This is a genomic window from Sinomonas sp. G460-2 (assembly GCF_047759905.1).
Taxonomy (GTDB): Bacteria; Actinomycetota; Actinomycetes; order Actinomycetales; family Micrococcaceae; genus Sinomonas.
Genome location: NZ_JBKZWT010000533.1, coordinates 1 through 1,380, shown reverse-complemented (window position 1 = coordinate 1,380; position 1,380 = coordinate 1). Strand labels below are relative to the sequence as shown.

1 protein-coding gene is annotated in these 1,380 nt (G+C 66.2%); it reads left to right on the top strand.

Annotation, left to right across the window (positions count from 1 at the left end; all coding sequences use genetic code 11):
* The first annotated feature begins 87 nt into the window (after positions 1–87).
* On the top strand, positions 88–1,341 hold the full coding sequence (locus ACLN58_RS22215) for an IS256 family transposase (RefSeq protein WP_415857373.1): 1,254 nt from the start codon (positions 88–90) through the stop codon (positions 1,339–1,341).
* Positions 1,342–1,380: the final 39 nt, after the last annotated feature.

Sequence of the window (1,380 nt, the reverse complement as noted above, 5' to 3'; positions counted from 1 at the left end):
GGGACTGTCCGGATAACGGTGGGTGGGGACTCGGCCTGACTGGAAGGACAGGCCGTGTCGGACACGACCGAGATTGATTCTGATGTGATGGTCGATCCTGTGACCGGAGAGATCATCGACCACAGGCAGCTCGCCGAGCAGCTGCTTGCCCAGGCGAAAGAGAAGGGCGTCGGGCTTGTCGGCCCGGGCGGGCTGCTGTCCGAGCTGACGAAGCAGGTGCTCGAGACTGCGCTCGAGGCAGAGCTCACCGAGCATCTGGGCCACGAGCACGGGCAGGTTCCGCTGGGCTCGAACCTGCGAAACGGCACTCGGAGGAAGACCGTGCTGACGGAGATCGGACCGGTGGAGATCGAGGTGCCCAGGGACCGGGAGGGCTCCTTCGAGCCCGTGATCGTGCCCAAGCGAAAGCGCCGCCTGGAGGGCATCGACCAGATCGTGCTCTCGCTCTCCGCCCGCGGATTGACCACCGGGGAGATCGCCGCGCATTTCGACGAGGTCTACGGGGCGAAGGTCTCCAAGGACACCGTCTCGAAGATCACGGAGAAGGTCGCCGGGGAGCTCTCTGAATGGTCCTCCCGCCCCCTCGATCCGGTCTACCCGGTGATCTTCGTGGACGCGATCGTCGTGAAGGTCAGAGACGGCCAGGTGCGCAACACCCCGTTCTACGTGGTCATGGGGGTGAGCGCGAATGGAGAGCGGGAGATCCTGGGGATCTGGGCCGGGGGCGAGGGAGGCGAAGGGGCGAGGTTCTGGCTGAGCGTGTTCGCCGAGCTGAAGAACCGCGGCGTCGAGGACGTGTTCATCGCAGTGTGCGACGGGCTCAAGGGGCTGCCGGAGGCGATCACCACCACGTGGGAGCGCACCGTGGTCCAGCAGTGCATCGTGCACCTGATCCGGAACTCGTTCCGGTACGCGGGCCGGCAGCACCGCGACGCGATCGTCAGGGCGCTCAAGCCGGTCTACACCGCACCGTCCGAGGCCGCGGCCAAGGACCGCTTCGCCGAGTTCGCCAAGGACTGGGGTGAGCGCTACCCGGCGATCGTGCGGCTCTGGGAATCCTCGTGGGCGGAGTTCGTGCCGTTCCTCGAATACGACGTGGAGATCAGGCGCGTGATCTGCACGACGAACGCGATCGAGTCGATCAACGCCCGCTACCGCCGGGCCGTCAGAGCGCGGGGCCACTTCCCGAACGAGGCTGCCGCACTGAAGTGCCTCTACCTGGTCACCCGCTCCCTTGACCCGACCGGAGGCGGTAGGGCACGCTGGGCGATCAGGTGGAAGCCTGCTCTCAACGCGTTCGCGATCACCTTCGCGGACCGGTTCGACAGAACCACTCACTGAAACCGCCGAGACCCCGCACACCGTTTATCTGACAGTCCC